Origin of the sequence: Amycolatopsis sp. La24, assembly GCF_029087445.1 — a bacterium.
GTDB classification, from domain to species: Bacteria; Actinomycetota; Actinomycetes; order Mycobacteriales; family Pseudonocardiaceae; genus Amycolatopsis; species Amycolatopsis nivea.
On record NZ_JARACH010000057.1, the window covers coordinates 41,267 to 59,136 of the forward strand.

General features: G+C 68.9%; 19 protein-coding genes. 8 read left to right on the plus strand and 11 right to left on the minus strand.

Annotated features, from left to right (window positions below; translation table 11 throughout):
• Positions 1–734 precede the first annotated feature (734 nt).
• Positions 735–1,241, minus strand: a complete 507-nt coding sequence (locus PUT80_RS36100; protein WP_037812365.1) for a DUF664 domain-containing protein — start codon at positions 1,239–1,241, stop codon at positions 735–737.
• Between the two features lie 248 nt (positions 1,242–1,489).
• On the opposite strand from PUT80_RS36100, the gene PUT80_RS36105 reads away from it, so the two are divergent.
• Complete coding sequence (locus PUT80_RS36105) at positions 1,490–1,639, plus strand: hypothetical protein (protein WP_158714476.1); 150 nt, start codon at positions 1,490–1,492, stop codon at positions 1,637–1,639.
• 77 nt (positions 1,640–1,716) lie between these two features.
• Here the strand turns inward: PUT80_RS36105 and PUT80_RS36110 are convergent, their stop codons facing one another.
• On the minus strand, positions 1,717–2,151 hold the full coding sequence (locus PUT80_RS36110) for a DUF6314 family protein (protein WP_275294818.1): 435 nt from the start codon (positions 2,149–2,151) through the stop codon (positions 1,717–1,719).
• A gap of 241 nt (positions 2,152–2,392) precedes the next feature.
• Between PUT80_RS36110 and recQ the strand changes: the two genes are divergently transcribed.
• Together recQ and PUT80_RS36120 are read left to right on the plus strand one after the other, a co-directional pair.
• Entirely contained in the window at positions 2,393–4,237 is a 1,845-nt protein-coding gene (gene recQ / locus PUT80_RS36115) for a DNA helicase RecQ (RefSeq protein WP_037812369.1), read from the plus strand.
• 139 nt (positions 4,238–4,376) lie between these two features.
• Entirely contained in the window at positions 4,377–5,687 is a 1,311-nt protein-coding gene (locus PUT80_RS36120; protein ID WP_134670133.1) for a serine hydrolase domain-containing protein, read from the plus strand.
• A 62-nt stretch (positions 5,688–5,749) separates the two neighbouring features.
• On the opposite strand, the gene PUT80_RS36125 is transcribed toward PUT80_RS36120, so the two are convergent.
• Positions 5,750–5,953: an antitoxin gene (locus PUT80_RS36125; protein ID WP_037812373.1), complete on the minus strand. Its 204-nt coding sequence runs from the start codon at positions 5,951–5,953 to the stop codon at positions 5,750–5,752.
• Between the two features lie 119 nt (positions 5,954–6,072).
• Here PUT80_RS36125 and add point away from each other — a divergent pair, with 119 nt between their 5' ends.
• Positions 6,073–7,056 (plus strand): adenosine deaminase, encoded by a 984-nt coding sequence (add, locus tag PUT80_RS36130; RefSeq protein ID WP_275294819.1) that lies wholly within the window; start codon positions 6,073–6,075, stop codon positions 7,054–7,056.
• Here the strand turns inward: add and PUT80_RS36135 are convergent.
• The 6 genes from PUT80_RS36135 to PUT80_RS36160 form a co-directional block, all read right to left on the minus strand.
• Positions 7,034–8,407: a VWA domain-containing protein gene (locus PUT80_RS36135; protein WP_275294820.1), complete on the minus strand. Its 1,374-nt coding sequence runs from the start codon at positions 8,405–8,407 to the stop codon at positions 7,034–7,036. The two genes, add and PUT80_RS36135, sit on opposite strands and share 23 nt — an antisense overlap.
• Entirely contained in the window at positions 8,404–9,285 is an 882-nt protein-coding gene (locus PUT80_RS36140) for a MoxR family ATPase (protein ID WP_009080300.1), read from the minus strand. The genes PUT80_RS36135 and PUT80_RS36140 overlap by 4 nt, the downstream gene beginning before the upstream one ends.
• Before the next feature lie 148 nt (positions 9,286–9,433).
• Positions 9,434–9,922 (minus strand): hypothetical protein, encoded by a 489-nt coding sequence (locus PUT80_RS36145; protein ID WP_158714477.1) that lies wholly within the window; start codon positions 9,920–9,922, stop codon positions 9,434–9,436.
• Positions 9,915–10,676 carry a hypothetical protein gene (locus PUT80_RS36150; protein WP_275294821.1) on the minus strand — a complete coding sequence of 254 codons (762 nt, stop codon included), beginning with the start codon at positions 10,674–10,676 and terminating at the stop codon, positions 9,915–9,917. The genes PUT80_RS36145 and PUT80_RS36150 overlap by 8 nt, the downstream gene beginning before the upstream one ends.
• Before the next feature lie 18 nt (positions 10,677–10,694).
• Positions 10,695–11,438, minus strand: coding sequence for a hypothetical protein (locus tag PUT80_RS36155; protein WP_037812380.1), 744 nt, complete (start codon positions 11,436–11,438; stop codon positions 10,695–10,697).
• Entirely contained in the window at positions 11,435–11,794 is a 360-nt protein-coding gene (locus tag PUT80_RS36160) for a hypothetical protein (protein WP_051172698.1), read from the minus strand. The genes PUT80_RS36155 and PUT80_RS36160 overlap by 4 nt, the downstream gene beginning before the upstream one ends.
• 168 nt (positions 11,795–11,962) lie before the next feature.
• Here PUT80_RS36160 and mgrA point away from each other — a divergent pair, with 168 nt between their 5' ends.
• On the plus strand, positions 11,963–12,991 hold the full coding sequence (mgrA, locus tag PUT80_RS36165) for an L-glyceraldehyde 3-phosphate reductase (RefSeq protein WP_037812382.1): 1,029 nt from the start codon (positions 11,963–11,965) through the stop codon (positions 12,989–12,991).
• 23 nt (positions 12,992–13,014) lie between these two features.
• Here mgrA and PUT80_RS36170 read toward each other — a convergent pair whose 3' ends face one another.
• A complete protein-coding gene (locus PUT80_RS36170) occupies positions 13,015–13,611 on the minus strand; it encodes an NUDIX hydrolase (protein ID WP_275294825.1) in 597 nt (198 codons plus the stop codon).
• The gene (locus PUT80_RS36175; RefSeq protein WP_107051028.1) at positions 13,575–14,099 is read right to left on the minus strand and encodes a PadR family transcriptional regulator; all 525 of its coding nucleotides are present in this window, start codon (positions 14,097–14,099) and stop codon (positions 13,575–13,577) included. The genes PUT80_RS36170 and PUT80_RS36175 overlap by 37 nt, the downstream gene beginning before the upstream one ends.
• A gap of 89 nt (positions 14,100–14,188) precedes the next feature.
• Between PUT80_RS36175 and PUT80_RS36180 the strand changes: the two genes are divergently transcribed.
• The 3 genes from PUT80_RS36180 (at position 14,189) to PUT80_RS36190 (ending at position 17,445) form a co-directional block, all read left to right on the plus strand.
• Entirely contained in the window at positions 14,189–14,749 is a 561-nt protein-coding gene (locus tag PUT80_RS36180; protein WP_275294822.1) for a hypothetical protein, read from the plus strand.
• Positions 14,750–14,753: 4 nt separating this feature from the next.
• Positions 14,754–16,058, plus strand: a complete 1,305-nt coding sequence (locus PUT80_RS36185) for a carotenoid oxygenase family protein (RefSeq protein WP_275294823.1) — start codon at positions 14,754–14,756, stop codon at positions 16,056–16,058.
• Positions 16,059–16,245: 187 nt separating this feature from the next.
• Entirely contained in the window at positions 16,246–17,445 is a 1,200-nt protein-coding gene (locus PUT80_RS36190) for an ROK family protein (protein ID WP_037812386.1), read from the plus strand.
• The last annotated feature ends 425 nt before the right edge of the window (positions 17,446–17,870 follow it).

Below are 17,870 nucleotides of genomic sequence, written 5' to 3' on the forward strand. Positions count from 1 at the left end.
CGTTGGCCAGCAACCCGACTCTCACCGCGCATTCTCACCTCCCTCGCCAGTCCCGCTCTCGCCGCGCGCTCGCCTCAGCGACGAGCCAACTTTCACCACATGCGATCACCACGCCTGCTTCAGCCGCCAGCCCCGCTCTCGCTTCACGCGCGCACCTCAGTCAGCAGTCCCGCTCTCGCCGCACGCGCGGACTGCACCCACCTCAGCCACCGGCCGTTCTCTCACCACATCCCCTCACCACACCCGCCTCAGCCGCCAGTCCTGCTCACGCCGTGCGCTCGCACGGCACCCACCTCAGCCACCAGCCTCGCTTTCGCCAAGCGCCCTCGCCAGTCCTGCTCACGCCGCGCGCTCGCACTGCGGCCGCCTCAGCCACCCTCCGCTCTCTCGCCGCCTTCCCTCGCCGCACCCGCCTAAGCTGCCACCCCGCCTTCGCCACGCGCCCTCGCCGCACCCGCCAGCCCCGCTCTCGCCGCGCGCTCGCACCGCGCCCGCCTCAGCCACCGGCCGCTCTCTCGCCACTCGCCCTCACCGCACCCGCCAATCCCACTCTGACCACGCGCCCTCACCGCGTTGGCCAGCATGCGTCGCCATCACTCCCCCGGCCCGCCGGGCGAACTGTGCGGCGGTTCGTTGCCCAGGTACAGAGCGAGAGCGCAGCGACGGTGCGCGTGTTCCGCGACGCGAGCTGCCAGGCCAGCCGGTCACTCACTCAGCGCGTCAGCCGCTCCAGGTCATCCCAGCAGCAACCCCCTCACGTAGGCGGCCTGTCCGGCGTGTTGCAGGTCGTCGGAGAGCACGCTGACCAGCCGGACGCCAAGGGTGACCGGCGGGTTCCAGCCTTCGTCGACCACGCGGTCCAGCGCCGTTCCGTTGAGGCTGGTCACCCACGAAACCGTGTGCTCGTGCACGGCGTCGTAGTAGCCGGTGAGCAAATCCGGCGACTTCGGCTGCACCTTGGCCACGTCGTCGCTGCTGTGCCCGTAACCGATGTCGCCGGCGGGAAACGGCAGGGCGAATTTCTCGCGCCAGTCCTGTGCCGTCCAGAACTGGTCGGTGCCCGCGACGTCCGCGACATGGTCGTCCTGCACCCGCGCCAAATGCCACACCAGCCAGCCGATCGAGTTGGCCTCCGGGCCCGGGCGCGCCGCCAGTTGCTCCGCGGTCAGCCCGTCGACTGCCTGGTGCACCACTTCCCGCACCCGGCCGAATCCGTCCACGAGCAGATCGGCCACATTCATCTCGCGCTCCTCTTCGTCGTCGTGCGCTTGCCTCGATCATGCCTCGAAGATCCGCTTGTGCCCAGCACTGTGACTCGAGCGGCACGAGGGGTCCATTCGCACCGGATCGAACGGCCTCGGCACGGAAAATCCGTTGACTACCAGCGGTGACCGCAACTGTCCACTTCGGACCTGACGCGTGCGGCCGGTGGCAGGTAGACTCCGGCGCGAGAGCGATCTGCACGCCGACGACGCGAACGGAGGGACCCGTGGCGATCACCGCGCCCCGAGCCCTGCCCGGGTTCGACAACATCGCCGGCATCGCGATTCCCGCCTGGGCGGGCATGGTGATCGCCGCCGCCTGCGCGATTTCGGCGATCACGGTGCTGCTGGTGATCCTGCGCAACCGGCGGAAGTAGTTCACGCAGCGCGTTCGCTGCGATATCCGGCGGATCTCACGTGCGGCAGTGCGGAATCCTGCGCCAGGCCGGGAGGATCATCGGTCCGCGCGCGTGAACCGGCTGGTGATGACGTGGTCCTTGGCCGGTCCGGTCACGACCCATTCCTGCTCCCACTGGCGATCGTCGAGCACGCGGTACGCCCCGCGATACCAGTCGGCGGCGCACGGATGATCGGCCGTCCACTCGCCGGTCGCCAGGTCCACGTCGTGGAAAAACCCGCCGTGGTCGAAGTGGACCGCGGCGCGCGAGCCGCCGGACGGACGGTAGTGCAGCGTCCGGACAAATGGTCCGCGATGCGCTCCGAGCTGCAACTCTCCCGACTCCCGATAGACGAGCACCCCGTCTTCGCAGGTGAACGTCGCCCGGCCGCTCGCCTCGCCCAGCGCCGCTCCGTCGACGTCGACGATTTTGCGCGCGAGCTGCCATTCGCCGGAGAAATACCCGGTCAGGTCATCGATCGGAAAAGCCACGGATCCATTGTGCGCCTCCGGTCCGCGGGCGAGGGGCACCAGGACTGTCGTCTCGACACCGTCTGTCACGGGGGTGGCGTGAAGGGTCCCGCCGCCCCCGGTGTCACCAGTCGCCAGGCTGCTTACCCTGTGCGACCAGGCCGGTCGCGAACGCCGAAAACGGCCGGTGCGATGGGGACTCTCGCGCCGAACCCGGCGGGGCAGGCTCGCCCGGACGGCCCGCCGCCCTAGAATCGGCCGCGTGGCGCACCCCGATCTGGCCGAGCAGGCCACCCGTTCCCCCGCTCTCGAGACCTTGCAGCGCGTCTTCGGCTACGACGCGTTCCGCGGCGACCAGGCGGAGATCGTCGAGCACGTGATCTCCGGCGGCGACGCGCTGGTGCTCATGCCCACCGGCGGCGGGAAATCGCTGTGCTACCAGATCCCGTCGCTGGTGCGCCCCGGCGTCGGCGTGGTGATCTCGCCGCTCATCGCGCTGATGCAGGACCAGGTCGACGCGCTGCGCAACGTCGGCGTGCGCGCCGGATTCCTCAACTCCACCCAGGATTTCGCGCAGCGGCAGGAGGTGGAGGAGGCGTTCGTCGCGGGCGAACTGGACCTGCTCTACCTCGCGCCCGAACGGCTGTCGGTCGAATCCACCGTGCGGCTGCTCGACCGCGGTAAAATCGCCCTGTTCGCGATCGACGAAGCGCACTGCGTCTCCCAGTGGGGCCACGATTTCCGCCCCGACTACCTGATGCTGTCCTCGCTGCACGAACGCTGGCCGGACGTGCCCCGGATCGCGCTCACCGCCACCGCGACCGAGGCCACGCACAAGGAAATCTCGCAGCGGCTCGGCCTGGACGGCGCGAAGCACTTCGTCGCGAGCTTCGACCGGCCGAACATCCAGTACCGGATCGTCCCGAAGAACTCGCCGCAGAAGCAGCTGCTCGACCTCCTGCGCACCGAGCACCAGGGCGACGCCGGGATCGTCTACTGCCTGTCGCGCGCGTCGGTGGAGAAGACGGCGGATTTCCTGGTGCAGAACGGAATCCGGGCAGTGCCCTACCACGCCGGGCTCGACAAGTCGACTCGCGCGGCGAACCAGGCGAGGTTCCTGCGCGAGGACGGGCTCGTCGTGGTCGCCACGATCGCGTTCGGCATGGGCATCGACAAACCGGACGTCCGATTCGTCGCCCACCTGGATCTGCCGAAGTCCGTGGAAGGCTATTACCAGGAAACCGGCCGCGCGGGCCGCGACGGACAGCCGTCGACCGCCTGGCTCGCGTACGGGCTGCAAGACGTGATGCAGCTGCGCAAAATGATCGACAAGTCCGAAGGCGACGAGATGCATCGCCGCCTGCAAGCCCGGCATCTGAACGCGATGCTGGCGCTGTGCGAGACGGTCGAATGCCGGCGCACGCAGATCCTCGCGTACTTCGGGCAGTCCGGCCAGCCGTGCGGGAACTGCGACACCTGCCTGGCCCCGCCGGAACGCTGGGACGGCACCATTCCCGCGCAGAAACTACTGTCCACAGTGGTCCGTCTGCGTAACGAGCGGCGGCAGAGTTTCGGCGCCGGCCAGATCATCGACATCCTGCTGGGCAAGACGACGCCGAAAGTCACCCAGTTCCAGCACGACACGCTGAAGGTCTTCGGCATCGGCACCGAACTGCGCGAACCGGAATGGCGCGCGGTGGTGCGGCAGCTGCTGGCGCGCAACCTGCTCGCGGTCGAGGGCGATTACGGATCGCTGGTGCTGACCGAAGGTTCGACCGCGGTGCTGAACGGTTCCCAGGAAGTGCAACTGCGCCGCGAACCGGAACGCCCGGCGCGCGCCCCGCGCACGTCCCGCCGCACGCCAGCCGCTCCGATCGACATGCCCCCAGAGGCGGAACCGGTGTTCGAGCGCCTGCGTGCCTGGCGCGGGGCGACGGCGAAGGAACAGGGCGTCCCGGCGTACGTGATCTTCCACGATGCGACGCTGCGCCAGATCGCCGCGATGATGCCGACGACGCTCGACAAACTGGGCACGGTGAGCGGGGTCGGCGAGAGCAAGCTGGCCAAGTACGGGGAGGGTGTGCTGGCGGTGCTGGCCGAGGAGTGAGGCTGGCCGGAAGAACAGGCGGCGTCCCCTCGACAGTCGTCCCTGCTAAGCAGCTTCAGAACGTTCCGCCTGGCGATGCCGCTGCCCGGAAGGCTTGGTTCGTGCTCGTACCAAGCGTTCCGGGCAGTACATTGCGGGGATGGCGTGGGGTTTGAGCGAGCTGATCGCGAAGCACGACGTACCGGGCGCGCAGGTCGCGGTGCTGGCCGACGGCGAGATCCGGGACGAGGCCGCGGGCGTGCTGAGCCTCCGCACGCGAGTCGAGGCCACGACCGACTCGGTGTTCAAGATCGGTTCGATCACCAAGATCTGGACCGCCACCCTGGTCCAGCAGCTGGTGAACGACGATCTGCTCGACCTCGACCGCCCTCTTCACGCCTACCTGCCCGGGTTCCGGCTGAGCGACCCGGCGGCCACTGAAACCCTGACCGCCCGCCACCTGCTCACCCATACCGGCGGAGTCGACAGCAACCACCTCGTCGACACCGGACGCAACGACGACGCGATCGAGAAGTTCGTCGCTGCCCTCGCCGACGCGGCTCATCTCTTTCCCCCGGGCCGCGTTTTCTCCTACTCCAACAGCGGATACGCCGTGCTCGGCAGGCTGGTCGAAGTCTTGCGCGGCAGGACCTTCCACGACGTGCTCCGGGATCGATTAGCGACGCCGCTGGGACTTTCCACCCTCGCCTCCGACACTTACGAAGCGATCCTGCACCGCACCGCGGTCGGCCACGTCGAGACCGAAGGAAGACTCGCGCCGACGAAGAGCTGGGCAGTCCGCTATTTCTCCACGCCCAGCGGCTCGCACCTCGCGATCAGTGCCCGCGATCTGCTGGAGTTCGTTCGCCTGCACCTCGCCGACCACACGCTCGCGGGACTGCGCGAACCCCAGCTCGAATCCGTCCCCGACTTCGGCGGCGGCGTCCTCGGCTGGGGGCTCGGCTGGATGCTCTACCGCGACGGCGTCGTCGGCCACACCGGCGTCTCCAAAGGCCAGAAGGCTTTCCTGCGCGTCGTCCCCTCGGCCGGGGTGGCGATGGCCGTCCTGACCAACAGCGCGGGCGCCGAACCTCTGGCCCACGAACTCTTCAGCACGGTGCTCCGGGACCTCGCCGGCGTCGAGACGGCACCGCTTCCCGTACCGCCCGCGGAACCCGTTCCCCTCGACGCGGACCTGATGTGCGGCACCTACCGCACCACCTCGGACGACATCACTCTGACCGTCGACAACGATCGAGCGTTCCTCACTTACCGTCCCCGCAAGGAGACCGCCGAATCGCGGCACGGCAAGCCAGCGCGGCGCGTCGAGGTGGTCCGCCTCGACGACCACGCGGTCATCACCGCCGAACCGAAGTTCGACGGCCACCAGGTCTGGTCACTGATCGGCTCCGACGCGCGCGGCCGCGCGCGCTTCCTGCACAACGGAGCCGCCGCCTACCGAGTCGATTGATCTTCACGCGACCCGGCACGGCCCTGCGGAAGGTGCGCGAACCCGGGTCCCAGCCAGCAGCGTCACTCAGCCGTCCGAGGACGCGTGGTGTCCGAGACCTTCCGCACCGCCCCGGCGATCTGCGAGTGATACCGCCCGTTGGTCTTCTCGTCCACGAAGCGCGCCGCCTTGCCCACGGCCTCGTTGACCTTCTGCGGGTTGTTCCGCACATACGACACCGCGCCCGCGGCACCGGCCAGCATGGTGAGTTTCTTCATCAAAGCCATCGCGCACAGCCTTCCCCTGCGGAAACATCCGTCACCTTCTCAACGCCGCCACGCCACCGCGAGTTCCCCCGGGCAAACTTGAGTGACAGGAGGTGCCGAAGGCAGGCATCATCCGACGCGTGCGCGATCTTTCGGCCCTTCCCAAGGTGCATCTCCACGTCCACCTCGAGAGCACTGTCCGCCCGGGCACGCTCAAGGAGCTCGCGGCTGTCCACGGAGTCGAGGTGCCGGATAAACCGGCCTCGTTCAACGGGTTTCGGGCGTTTGCCGATCGCAACAGTCTCACTCGGTCGTGTTTGCGCGCGGCGGAAGACTTCGAGCGGATCGCGCGCGAGTTCTGCGCGGACGAAGCCGCGCAGGGGACTCGGTACGTCGAGGTTACGTTCACCGCCGCGTCGCACGGGGAACGGCTCGGGGATCTTGAAATGCCGCTCGACGCGGTCCGCAAAGGACTGACGGAGGGCGGAAAAGAGCATGGGCTGCAATGGCGGTTGATCCTTGATCACTCGCGGCGCAGGTCGGTCGAGCGGGCGATGAAGACCTTGGAACTCGCCAAGCAGTATGAAGAGGTCGTCGCGATCGGGATGGCGGGCGAGGAAAGGCATTCGCTCGCTCCGTTCCGGGAGGTGTTCGTCCGGGCGCGGGAGGCGGGAGTGCACCTCGTTCACCACGCGGGCGAGGACGCTGGTCCGGAGAGCATCCGCGAGGCGATTGAAATCGGTGGCGCGGAGCGTATCGGCCACGGGATCCGCATTGTCGAGGATCCGGAACTGACCGCCCAGGTAGCGGAAAGCGGGATCGCGCTCGAGGTGTGTCCGTCGTCCAGCGTCACGCTCGGCTTGGTGCCGACGCTTCCGCGGCACCCGCTCCCCCGGTTGATCGAGGCGGGGCTGCGGGTCACGCTCAACACGGATGTCCCGGACGTCACGGGCACCACCATCACCGACGAATTCACTCGGGCGAGGGAAGTTTTCGGGTACGACGACGCGACCTTGGCGCAGCTGGTCCACAACGGGGTCGAGGCATCGTTCGCACCGGAGGAGACCAAAGCGTTGCTGCGCAAGGAGATTGACGGCTGGCTCAGGTCGGCAGAAGTCGGGTGACCAGCACGCCCAGCTGCTGTGCGTTCCGGCATTCGTGCATCTCCACCAGGTCCGCGTAGTCCGGCGCGGCCGAATCGCCGGTCCCCCACAGGGATCGGCGTTCGGGGTTCAGCCAGTGGACGTGCCGGGCACGCGAGCGGATCGCGCGGACGGCCTCGAGATTCGGGTCGCCGCCGTTCGTCCGGGCGTCGCCCAGGATGAGGACCGACGTTCGCGGGCCGACGGCGTCGAGCCAGTGCGAAGTGAATTGTCCTAGTGCGCGGCCGTAATCGCTGTGGCCGTCCCAGCGGACGACTGCGGCTTCGCTGAGCATCCGCGCGCCCAGCTGTTCGGGGTCGGCGGCGCCGGTGTCCACGAGATGCGTTACCTCGTCGGTGCTGTCGACGAAACCGAAGACGCGGATTTTGCTGAACTGGTCCCGCAAAGCCTGCACCAGCAGCATCGTGAAGTTCGCGAAACCCGCCACCGAACCGGAAAGGTCGCACAGGAGGATGATTTCCGGGCGGCCGGGACGCCGGTGCCGGTAGGCTGGACGCAAGGGCACGCCGCCAGTGGAGAGTGAACGACGCAGCGTTCGGCGCAAGTCGATCTGGCCGCGTGTGGTGCGTTTGCGGCGCGCGGCAAGCCTGGTGGCGAGTTTTCGGGACAGCGGCTGGATCGTGCGCCGCAGTTCGGCCAATTGCGTGCGGCTGGCCAGGAGAAAGTCGACGCGGTCGGCGGCGGGCGCGATCGCGTGCTTGGCGATCCGTTCGCGGCCCCGGACTTCGGCGGCCCGGCGGCGGGCTTCGGTGCGCACCCGGCCGCGGAAACCCTCGACGCGGCGGCGGATTTCGTCGCGGGTGAGCCGGTCGGTGAACTCGTCCGGGGCGCCCGCGGCACGCATCGCGGCCAGCACCTGGGCGATGAGCGTCTGCGGTTGCAGGCGGTCCAGCGTCTGGTGCGCCGAATACCCGCCGCCGGGGCCGGTTCCGACGCCGTACTGGCCCAGCAGGTCCACGGCGAGTCCGGCGAGCTGGTCCAGCGCCTGGTCGTCGCCTTCGGCCAGGGCGGCGGCGAGCGCTTCCCGCAGCTCTTCCCGGTCCTGCGGCGGGTTTTCGCGCGCCAGCTCCGGGGCGCCGACGCCGGCCGGGAAGTACAGGTCGAACGCGGCGTCGAACACCGTGCGCTGCCCGCCCCGGCGGACCAGCGCGGCGGCGAGCCCTTCGCGGACCAGTTCGCGGTCGTCCAGGCCGAGCACCTCCAGCGCGGCCGCCGCGTCGGCCGTCTCCCCCGGACCGGCCGGGATGCCTTGCGCCCGCAAGGCCCGCACGAACTCGGCGAGCCGTCCGGTCAGGCCCGGCGCGGCGGTCACGACGCGTCCAGCACCTGGTCGAGACGCAGCCCGGCCCCGGCCTTCGCGATGTCGTCCTGGTGCTTCAGCACGACGCCGAGGCTTTCGCGCACCACCCGTTCGTCGAGCGCGCCCGCGCCGAGCTCCAGCAGCGTGCGCGCCCAGTCGACGGTCTCCGCCACCGACGGCAGTTTCCGCAGGTCCATCGCCCGCAGCGCGGCGATCACCCGCACCACCGAATCCGCGAGCGCGGCCTCGATGCCGGGCACCTTGAGCCGGACGATCTCGCGTTCCAGGTCCTCGTCCGGGAAATCGATGTGGAGGAACAGGCACCGCCGCCTCAGCGCCTCGGACAGCTCGCGCGTCGCGTTCGACGTCAGCACCACGAACGGCTGCTGCGTCGCGGTGATCGTGCCGAGTTCGGGCACGGTCACCTGGAAATCGCCGAGCACCTCCAGAAGCAGGCCCTCGATCTCGACGTCGGCCTTGTCCGTTTCGTCGATCAGCAGCACGGTCGGCTCGGTGCCGGAGATCGCGGTGAGCAGCGGGCGGCGCAGCAGGAATTCCTCGCCGAAGATGTCGGTGCGCGCCTCGTCCCACGTCTCGTCGCGGCCCGCGGTGATCCGCAGCAGCTGCTTCGCGTGGTTCCACTCGTACAGCGCGCGGGCCTCGTCGATGCCCTCGTAGCACTGCAACCGCACCAGCCGCGAGCCGGTGACCTCGGCGACCGCCGTCGCCAATGCGGTCTTGCCGACCCCGGCCGGGCCCTCGACCAGCAGCGGCTTCCCCAGCCGGTCGGCGAGGAACACCGTGGTCGCGACCGCGGTCGACGCGAGGTACCCGGCCTCGGCCAGCTGCGCCGACACGTCGTCGACGGACGAGAAAAACCCGGTGCCCACGTGGCCTCCTAAGCGATCGCTCACCCGCACTGTACTGGGCGGGCGTCGCCAACGGCGTCCCGGCGGCCAGACATCGGATCTAAGCCCACGCAAAGCCTAGAAGAGACACGGAGAGCCCGAGATTCCTCCGACGTATGCCGGAGCCGGTTCACGGCAGGCTCGGAATGACCTGGTCCACCAGCCGTTTCGCGACCGGGCAGGACCCTTCGTTGCTCACGGACCGGTCGAGGTACCAGATGCGCACCGCCGAGTCCGTGCCGGGGATCTGGACCTGGTAACGGCAGCCGCCGCCGGCTTTCGTGGTGTCCTTCCGGACTTCGTGCCCGCTCTGGGTGCTCGATTCGCTGTGCCCGCTCCAGTCCTCCGCCTCGCCGAGCTCCAGCGTCGCGGCCAGGTCGCCGCCGGTCAGCTTGCCCGACGGCGGGTTCCACTCGGTGCGGCAGCCGCCGACGCCTCCCGACGCCCCGGAGTCCGCCAGCTTGTACTCGCTGTGCTGCGGGTCGATCGGCGTGCCCCGCGCGGCGGTCGCCAGCAACTCGCAGGCGTTCGTTTTCGCGAACGTCTCCTCCGGGCCGGCGCCGCCGCATCCCGCTGCCGAAACGGCGACCGCCAGCCCGAGCACGAGCCGCTTAATCATTGCCATGGAACCCCTGCCACGCGTCCTCTTCGTCGTCGAACTCGCGACCGGCCGCCTTGTCCGGGCGGACACTGCCCGATTCCGAGACGGCGTGCGGCGATTTCAGTCCCGCGTTGCCGAACGCGGCTTCGATGTCCTCCTGGATGTTGGCCGTGCCGGCGTTGTCCAGCGCACTGACGTTCGGGGTCGCCGAGATCATCGCGCCGCCCTGGACGCGCAGGGTCAGGTAGCCGAAGCTTCCGCGCACCTCACGCGGCCCTTCCGGCTCCGCCGCCGAAGCGCGTTCTCGCTGCTGCCGGAGCCGTTCGTTCTCGTTGCGCTCCCGGCTGGCCCTGGCTGCCGCGACCACTTCGTCGAGCGTCGGGACCACCACGGGACCGTCCGCGTCGCCCGGAGCCGCGGCAGGCGGCGGTTCCGAAGCCAGGCGTTCGGATCTGGCCTGCACCGCCGCGTCCAGCGCGGACAGGTACGCCTCCGTCAGCGCTTCGCCGAGGAAAGCCGGCTCGACCCGGTCTTTCCAGTGGTCCAGGACGGTCGCCTCGACCAGCTTGAGGTCCTCGTCCAGCGTGATCGTGACGACGCCGGTCCGGTCGGACGCGCGGAAACCGCGGGCGTGCCCGGTACCGACCAGCACGGGTTCGGCGACGGTCGGCAGTGCCTGCGGCTCCGGGGCCCGATCGAGCCGTGCGCTGATGTCCCGAAGTGCTTCCAGCCCCGCGTCGAGCGTGTTCGCCGAGGCGACCGGATCGGTCATTGTCGTTCCTCCGTGCGGCTAGCCGGCCAGGCTCGGCCATTTGTCGTGCGGGAATTCCGCGGCGTCGTACTGGATGCTGGTGGCGTCGCGCGTGCGCCCGACCGCCTCGCTGTACATCTCGACCACCTTGGTGAGCCGCTGCCCCGCGGTGGTGACGAGCTTCTCGACGAGTTTGCCCGCTTCCCCGATGGCTTCCAGCGCGCCGACGATCGTCCCGGCCTCGACCAGAACGGCGACGAACTCCCCCGCGATGGCGGCGAAGGCGTCGCCGAGTTCCTTCACGAACATGATGTTCGCCTTGGCGATGTCGAGCAGCCAGCTGCTGATGTTGTCCGCTTTGGTCTTGATCGCGCCCAGCGCGGCGTGCTGCAGGTCGACGGCGTCGTTGTACGCGTTCCGGGCCGCGCCTTCCCAGTACCCGAAGTTCGCGTCCGGGTGTTCCTTGACGACGCCCTGGAGCTGGGACGCGGGACGCTGGGCGTCCTCCAGCCAGGAGAACCCCTGGACGATGATCGAGACGATCGGGGTCGAATGCTCCAGGATCTTCTTGATGTCCTCGACGATCTTCGTCAGCTTCTCGCTGAGCGCCTTCATTCCCCGGTCGAAGGCGATGACCGCCGGGCCCAGGACGTACCGCCACGCCGAGTCCGCCCATTTGCCGACGAACTCCCGGAACCCGTTGACCATGTCGTTGACCCACTGGACCAGCTGGTCGATCAGTTTCTTGAACTCGGCGGTGGTGCTTTCCGCGTCCTCGCTCACGAGCCGCCCTCCGGGATCTTCTTCGACCAGTCCTTGAGGTCGAGTTCGACGATTTCTTCGTTCTGGTCGTAGGTGTTGGCCGCCTTGACCAGCACGTCGCCGATGTGGCCCATGTCCGCGCCCGCCGTGGAGAGTTTCTGCTCCATGAACTGCTGGAGCTTGTCGTAGGCGGATTTGTCGATCGCGGCGACCCCGGCGGTGAGGAGGAAGTTCACGCCGTCGCCGATCCAGAACGCCGAGATGTCGAGCGTCATGCCGGAAACCGCCGTGTGCACGCCGGCGATCTTCTCCGCGTGCGGATCCCACTTCTTCGCTTCGGTGCGCAAGGCGCCGGTGATGACCTTGTAACCGGCCATGCGTTCCTCCCTCGTTCGCCGTCGGGCTGCCCGGCCGTGACGGGCGCCACAGCCTGCATAGTACGGAGCCAAATGGGATGTCGCGCGCAAAACCGCCTTTTGCCACCGATCAGGAGGTCACCGGCAGTGTGCGGGCTCCGGCGGCGGGTCGCGGGCTAGCATCGCGGCGTGACTTACGCTGCCGCTGACGCCCGTTACGACTCGATGCCCTACCGCCGCTGCGGGCGCAGCGGCCTGAAGCTGCCCGCGATCTCGCTGGGGCTGTGGCACAACTTCGGGAACGACCGCCCGCTCACCGTCCAGCGCGACATCGTCCGGCGCGCCTTCGACCTCGGCATCACGCATTTCGACCTGGCCAACAACTACGGCCCGCCCTACGGCAGCGCCGAGGAGAACTTCGGCCGGCTGCTGGCGAGCGACCTGAAGCCGTACCGCGACGAGCTGGTCGTCTCCACCAAGGCCGGCTACGACATGTGGCCCGGTCCGTACGGCGAATGGGGTTCGCGGAAGTACCTGCTGGCCAGCCTCGACCAGTCGCTCGGGCGGATGGGCCTGGACTACGTCGACATCTTCTACTCGCACCGCTTCGACCCGGAGACGCCGCTGGAGGAGACCGTCGGCGCGCTCGACCGGGCGGTCCGGTCCGGCAAGGCGCTGTACGTCGGGATCTCGTCCTACAACTCCGCGCGGACCGCGGAAGCCGCGCGGTTGCTGCGCGAACTGGGCACGCCGCTGCTGATCCACCAGCCGTCGTATTCGATGTTCAACCGCTGGACCGAGACGGACGATCTGCTCGGGACGCTGGAGCAGGCCGGGGCCGGGTGCATCGCGTTCTCGCCGCTGGCGCAGGGCTTGCTGACCGACAAGTACCTTTCCGGGGTGCCCTCGGATTCTCGTGCGGCGCAAGGGAAATCGCTGAACCCGGACACGATCACCGAGGAGAAGCTCGCCAAGATCCGGGCGCTGGGCGAGATCGCGGCGCGGCGCGGGCAGACGCTGGCGCAGCTCGCGCTGGCGTGGGCGCTGCGGGATCCGCGGATGACGTCGCTGGTGATCGGGGCCAGCAGCGTGAAGCAGCTGGAGGACAACGTCGCCGCGCTGGACAACCTGTCGTTCACCGCGGAGGAGCTGGCCGAGATCGACCAGCACGCCACCGAAGAAGGCATCAACATCTGGAAGCGGTCTTCCGACGGATGACCCGGCACGGCCGGAGGCGAGGACTACCCGAGCCTCCGGCCGAACTCGCCGTAGACCGTCTCCCCGGCCAGAAACGCTTGGTGCGCCAGCGCGATCCGCCGTGCCTTCGAGGGCCGCAATTGCGTTTGCGCGGCCTCGAGGTCAAGGAACTCGAACCGGCTCACTTCGTCCGTTGCCAGGCGGATCGCGCCGATCTGCTCGCGGCTCAGCACGCCGCCGTCGAAGACGAATTGCAGGCTGTCGCGCCAGACTCCGTGCTCGGGCAGCCAATCGACCACGAGAAGCCGCCCCACCGGCACGTCGATGCCGAGTTCCTCGCGGACCTCCCGACGGCACGCCGCCAGCGGTGATTCGCCGTCTTCGACCAAGCCGCCCGGGATTTCCAGGAACGGCTTGTAGGTCGGGCAGACGAACAGGATCCGACCGCGTTCGTCGCGGACGAGCGCTCCCGCGGCCGCGTTCTTGCGCGGAAACCGTTCGGCGATGCCCGGGTTGAACTCGGCCTCCGGCTCGCCCTCGTCCCGAAGATCGCGCGCGAAAACCGCGTCGTCGCCGCAATGGCGGGCCTCGCTGCCGGTCATGATCAGCCGCGGGCCGCGCGGATCGTCTCCGCCGCCCACTCCGCCCAATCGCGTTCCATCGCCGCGTATCGCTTGCCCCACTCCAGCGCGAGGCGGCCGTACAGCGACGGATCGCTGTCGTCCCAGTCCACCGACGCGTCGATCGCCGCCAGTTCGTCGACCAGTCCCTCGGCGAAAGCCCCGTGCCTGCGCAGGAATCCGCGGGCCTCCTCCGGCGTGACCTCGCCCAGGAAGTACACCCGCAGCAGCATCTCGTTCCGCCGTGCGGCCGGCGGCCGCTCCTCCAGCAGCCACTTGCGCAGTTCCGACCGGCCGGCGTCGGTGATCGCGTACTCCTTGCGGCCGCGCGGGCCTTCTGCGGAGACCTCGATCAGGTCCGCGCTCTCGAGCTTGCCCAGTTCCCCGTACAGCTGGCTCTGCGTGGCCGTCCAGACGCTCGACATTGCCGTTTCGAAGCGTTTCAGCAGGTCGTAGCCGCTGCCGGGGGCAGTGGCGAGCAGCCCCAGCACCGCGTGTCGCAAGGTCATGCGCTCACCCTACCTTCCACTATTGACATGTGCACGCCGGACGTTCTAGCTTTGACATGTCACCACAGGAACGTGAGCGAGGGGCACCGATGAACTACCTGAAGAGTTTCCTTCCGTGGATCGCCTTCGCGGTCGTGTCGACGCAGGCCGACTGGCGCTGGTCCGGGCTGACCGGGCTGGTGCTCGCGGGCGGACTGCTCCTGCTCGAGCGCCGGCGCGGCAAGGGCTGGGACACGCTGGTCATCGAGGTCTCCGCGATCGTTTTCTTCGCGGCGCTGTCGATCTGGTCCTTCAGCGACCCGGCCTCGCCGCTCCGGGATTACGTCGGCGCGCTCACCGATCTGTGGCTCGCGGCGACCGCCTGGGGGTCGGTCGCCGCGAAACGGCCGTTCACCCTGGGAATCGCGAAAACCATGGTCCCGCCGGAAATCGCCGCGACCCCGGTGTTCCGCCGGGTGAACGTCGTCATCACCGCGGTATGGGCGGCCAGCTTCACGGTCGCCGGAATCGCCGAAGCCGTCCTGCTGCATTACGCACCGCACGACACCGTCGGCTTGGTCGTCATCAAGGTGCTCGGCTTCGCGATTCCGATCTCGTTCACCATCCGCTATCCGCGCATCGTCCGGGCCCGTGCCCAGAAAGCCGCGTGAATCCATGACCACCACCGATTTCCACCTCAAGGGCCACTACGCCCCGGTCCACGACGAACTCACCGCCTACGACCTGCCGGTCACCGGTGCGCTGCCGCCGGAACTCACCGGCTGGTATCTGCGCAACGGGCCGAATCCGCGCCAGGACAGCGCGCATTGGTTCACCGGCGACGGAATGGTGCACGGCGTCCGGCTGGAAAACGGCCGCGCCGCCTGGTATCGCAATCGCTGGGTGCGCACCGAAAGCTTCGATCTTCCGGATCCGGCGCTCTACAACGCGGACGGAACCCGGAATCTCCGGTGGAGCGTCGCCAACACCCACGTCGTCAACCACGCGGGACGCACGCTCGCGCTCGTGGAATCCTCGCTGCCGTACGAAATCACCACGGATCTCGACACTGTCGGCGTCTACGATTTCGGCGGCAAGCTCGCCGACGCGATGACCGCGCATCCCAAGATCTGCCCGGAAACCGGCGAACTGCATTTCTTCGGCTACGGCAGCATCACCGCCCCGCACGTGAGCTACTACCGCGCCGACGCCGCCGGGGAACTCGTGGTGCAGCAGCCGATCGACGTTCCCGGGCTGACGATGATGCACGACTTCGCGCTCACCCGGCGGCACGTGGTTTTCTTCGACCTCCCGGTGGTGTTCGACCACGCGACCGACGGCGGGATCCCGTACCGCTGGAGCGACACGTACGGCGCGCGGCTCGGCCTGCTCAGCCGCGACCGGCCGGAGGACGGCGTGCGCTGGTTCGAAATCGACCCGTGCTACGTCTTCCACACCCTCAACGCGCACGACACCGCCGACGGCCGGATCGTGGTGCACGTCGTGCGGTACGAGCATCTGTCCAAGCCGGACGTCCCGAATCCGAAGGGCGTGCTGTGGCGGTGGACGATCGACCCGCGCGCGGGCACCGTCGCCGAGGATCTGCTCGACGACCGCGACGGCGAGTTCCCCCGCATCGACGACCGGCTCGCCGGGCTCGACGCCCGCTTCGGCCACGTCACCGGACGACACAGCCCGGAAGGCCCGCTCGTGCTGCGCCGCTACGACCTGCACACGAACGCGTCGCGCGAGCACCTGTTCCCAGAAGGACACATCCCCGGCGAAGCGGTTTTCGTACCGGCCGACGACCGTCCGGACGGCGCGGGCTGGCTGCTCGCCTACGTCTACGACGGCCCCAACGACCGCAGCGATCTGGTCGTGCTCGACGCACAGGACCTCGAAGCCGATCCGGTCGCGACGGTCCACCTGCCCGGCCGCGTGCCCGCCGGTTTCCACGGCAACTGGCTGCCCGACGCCTGATCCGCCTCGATCAGCGGACGGCACACTCCGCGTGCCGTCCCCGGGTCTTGCCCGCCGAGCCCGTATCGTCGGGCAAGACCTCCCGCCTGCCCTCCCGAGCCGGAAGAAAAGAAACTTTCCTGCCAAAGCGGGGCGAATCCGGTTACCGTGGCAGGACGGAAGTCCGAACGGGAAGGAAACTCAGCAGGTGGCAGGGTCGGGTACACCACCGGTCGGCACCCCGGCCGGGATGCGCATGATCAACCAGCGGGCGGTGCTCGACCTGCTGCGCCGCGGCGGGCCCGCGACGCGGCCGCAGGTGGCGAAGGACACCGGGCTGTCGAAGCCCACGGTGAGCCAGGCGCTGCTGGCGCTGGAGGCCGCCGGGCTCGCCCGCGCGACCGGGCACACCTCCACCGGCACCGGCCGTTCGGCGGTGCTCTACGAGGCGGACCCGACCGCGGGGTACGTACTGGGCCTGGACATCGGCCGCGAGCACATCCGGGTCGCGGTCGCCGACCTGGGCCGCACCACGGTCGCCCGGCGCGACGTGCGCAACACGGCCCGCTCCGGCAGCGCGCTGATCTCCGCACTGGGCAAACTGGCCGCCGACATCGTGGCCGAGGCGGGCCTGACCAACGACGACATCGTGGTCCGCGTACTGGGCTCCCCCGGTGTCGCGGACCCGGTGAAACGCTGCTTCCGGCACGCCCCGAACCTGCCCGGCTGGGGCCGCCCGGGCCTGCTCGACGACCTGGAGCAGGTCCTGGGCCCGGAACTGGTGGTGGAGAACGACGCGAACCTCACCGCCGTCGGCGAATGGGAAAGCGGCGCCGCCCGCGGAGCATCGGTGGTCGGCTGCATCACCATCGGCACGGGCGTAGGCATGGGCCTGATGGTCGACGGCCGAGTTTTCCGGGGCGCCACCGGCGCCGCAGGCGAAATCGGCTACCTCCCCTACGGCCGCACCCGCGTCGCCGACGAACCGGCCGAACCACCCGCGCGCGGACACCTGGAAGAAGCCACCGCCGCACAGTCAGTAGTCCGCGGCGCACGAGAACTAGGCCTGGGCACAGCACGATCCGCCCGCGAAGTCTTCCGCCTAGCCCGCGAAGGCGACGAACTGGCCCAACGCGCAGTCTCCGCGGAAGCGGACCGCCTCGCCTACACAGTCGCTTCGGTAGCCGCAGTAATCGACCCAGAACTCATCGTCCTGGGCGGCGGCGTAGGAACGGCAGCAGACCTCCTGCTGGAACCCATCGACCGAGCACTCCGCGCCTTCACCCCCCTGACCACCACAGTGGTACAAGGCGAACTAGGCGACGACGGCGTACTAACCGGCGCAATCAGCGTCGGCTTACGCGCAGCGGAACGCCTGGTCTTCGACCGCCGAGTAGGTGCCGCCTAACGTTCCGTGAGGGCCACCCTGAGGGAATCTGATTCCCTCAGGGTTCCCCTCACGACCAGCCAGCGGCCGTGAAGGTGCCCTTCACGGACATGCCGCCCCCCGCCGCCACTGAGATGCCGCCCCCAATGCGGCATTGGGTGCGTCAGACGCACCGAACGCCACATTGGGTGCATCCCACGCACCGAACGCCACATTGGGTGCATCCCACGCACCCAATGCCACATTGGGGCGCTAGCCCCCACCCCCGCCCAACCGCAGCCGATGCACCCACGAGCGAGGCACCCAGCCCCTCCCCCGCACCCCGATACGAAGCCTCCCTGCGGTTCGGGGGTGCTTGTCAAGGCATCTTTCCCGCCTTGACAAGCACCCCCGAACCGTCAGCACAATCAAACTTCGGGGTGCCCCACGCAACCAACGGGCCAATG

Coding starts and splice junctions, on each gene's coding strand:
- PUT80_RS36125 (WP_037812373.1), bottom strand. CDS start 5,953: ATGGCTTTGATGAAGAAACTCACCATGCTGGCCGGTGCCGCGGGCGCG.
- PUT80_RS36120 (WP_134670133.1), top strand. CDS start 4,377: ATGGCGTGGGGTTTGAGCGAGCTGATCGCGAAGCACGACGTACCGGGC.
- PUT80_RS36160 (WP_051172698.1), bottom strand. CDS start 11,794: ATGGCCGGTTACAAGGTCATCACCGGCGCCTTGCGCACCGAAGCGAAG.
- PUT80_RS36185 (WP_275294823.1), top strand. CDS start 14,754: ATGACCACCACCGATTTCCACCTCAAGGGCCACTACGCCCCGGTCCAC.
- PUT80_RS36100 (WP_037812365.1), bottom strand. CDS start 1,241: ATGAATGTGGCCGATCTGCTCGTGGACGGATTCGGCCGGGTGCGGGAA.
- PUT80_RS36175 (WP_107051028.1), bottom strand. CDS start 14,099: ATGACCTTGCGACACGCGGTGCTGGGGCTGCTCGCCACTGCCCCCGGC.
- PUT80_RS36180 (WP_275294822.1), top strand. CDS start 14,189: ATGAACTACCTGAAGAGTTTCCTTCCGTGGATCGCCTTCGCGGTCGTG.
- PUT80_RS36150 (WP_275294821.1), bottom strand. CDS start 10,676: ATGACCGATCCGGTCGCCTCGGCGAACACGCTCGACGCGGGGCTGGAA.
- PUT80_RS36145 (WP_158714477.1), bottom strand. CDS start 9,922: ATGATTAAGCGGCTCGTGCTCGGGCTGGCGGTCGCCGTTTCGGCAGCG.